The sequence below is a fragment of the Sutterella massiliensis genome (genome assembly GCF_016899755.1).
GTDB lineage: Bacteria > Pseudomonadota > Gammaproteobacteria > Burkholderiales > Burkholderiaceae_F > Sutterella > Sutterella massiliensis.
In genome coordinates, this window is the sequence record NZ_JACJJC010000095.1 from 1 (window position 1) to 1,179 (window position 1,179).

The 1,179-nt window shown below is 49.3% G+C and carries 2 protein-coding genes; both read right to left on the reverse strand.

Annotated elements, in window-relative coordinates; genetic code table 11:
* Positions 1-21: 21 nt before the first annotated feature.
* On the reverse strand, positions 22-399 hold the full coding sequence (locus H6A60_RS11485; RefSeq protein WP_205104736.1) for a DVU3141 family protein: 378 nt from the start codon (positions 397-399) through the stop codon (positions 22-24).
* On the reverse strand, positions 396-1,179 hold a 784-nt coding region (locus H6A60_RS11490), incomplete at its 5' end, for a capsular polysaccharide export protein, LipB/KpsS family (RefSeq protein WP_439145084.1). The genes H6A60_RS11490 and H6A60_RS11485, both read right to left, overlap by 4 nt.

Consider the following 1,179-nt stretch of genomic DNA (forward strand, 5'->3'; position numbering starts at 1 on the left):
AGATGTGTATAAGAGACAGGTTTAGAAGTTTCGCGGCACGACACGCCAGATACCGTCTTTACCAAGGCAAACGCCACACACAGAGGACGCATCCTTGTTGCGCACCTCAATACGCTTGCAATCTTCGCCAAGCGCATTCTTGTACGTTGCTACTGCGATCGCCTGTGCAAGTCCGATCGGCGTCGTTTGAATGACCGCGGCACCACCGCCCACTTCAAGCTTCGCAGCCGATGCCGCAAAACTCCGCTCGTTTTCGGTTTGAGAAGGATCGACAACAACTGCAGGCTGAGTCGGTACATGCTGCAAACCGCGTGGCGTGGATGAGCAACCGGCGAGAGTCAACAACGCACACGCGCCGAATACAATCTGCGTTGTCCTTAAAAAGGTTTGGTTCATCATTTTCTCAGCCAAAGATTTAAAAAATTGCGACCAGTTCTGCAAAACTTAATCCACAGGGAAACATCCATCTGTTCTTTATTCATTAGACGACTGCAAACATCTTCCGGCCGACAGAATTGTGATGTCTGCCAATCCCAATACCGCGGATAAAGAATTAAAGAACCCGCAACCAGTTCATCGATTATAAGGGGGGTATTGGTTTTCCTCTCGGCCGTCTTATCTGTCGTAAGGCCCCAGCCTGCGTAGAAAGGACGGCCGTAAGTCGTGACTTTTTTCCCCCGCAGGAGAGCCTCAAAACCCGACAAACTCGTCAGCGTGTGTAACTCGCTGATATACGGCCATAAATCTTCAAGCGAGCACCCTCTTGCAACCAAGTCACAATTTCGTTGAAGTACCTTTTCCGGAATTTTTCCGTTTCGGTTGCCGCTTTCAACATCGGGATGAGGTTTGTAGACAATAAACGCCTCAGGATTTTCCTGTCGCGCCTTTTCCAACAACTCCCTATTAGAACGAATTCTCCCTCCGCCTCGCAGTACGGACGCATCGTCATCAACCTGTCCGGTGACAAGAATGACATTCTTGTCCAACGGGATTTTCTCGAGAAAGCTCAAATTTTCTTTAGCCCCGTTGACGTTGTACTTCGTCAAGTGATGGGAGGTTATCGTGTCTCTTATGACTTCAGCTCTTTTGAGAAGCCGTGGAAGATCTTTTCTACGCCGGATAGTGCGCAGAATAGCCTCCAAGTGCGATGGGCGTTTTGGATCGAAATAGATACCATCC

Excerpts from the sequence above, each read along its gene's own strand:
- H6A60_RS11485 (WP_205104736.1), bottom strand. The coding sequence starts at position 399 with ATGATGAACCAAACCTTTTTAAGGACAACGCAGATTGTATTCGGCGCG.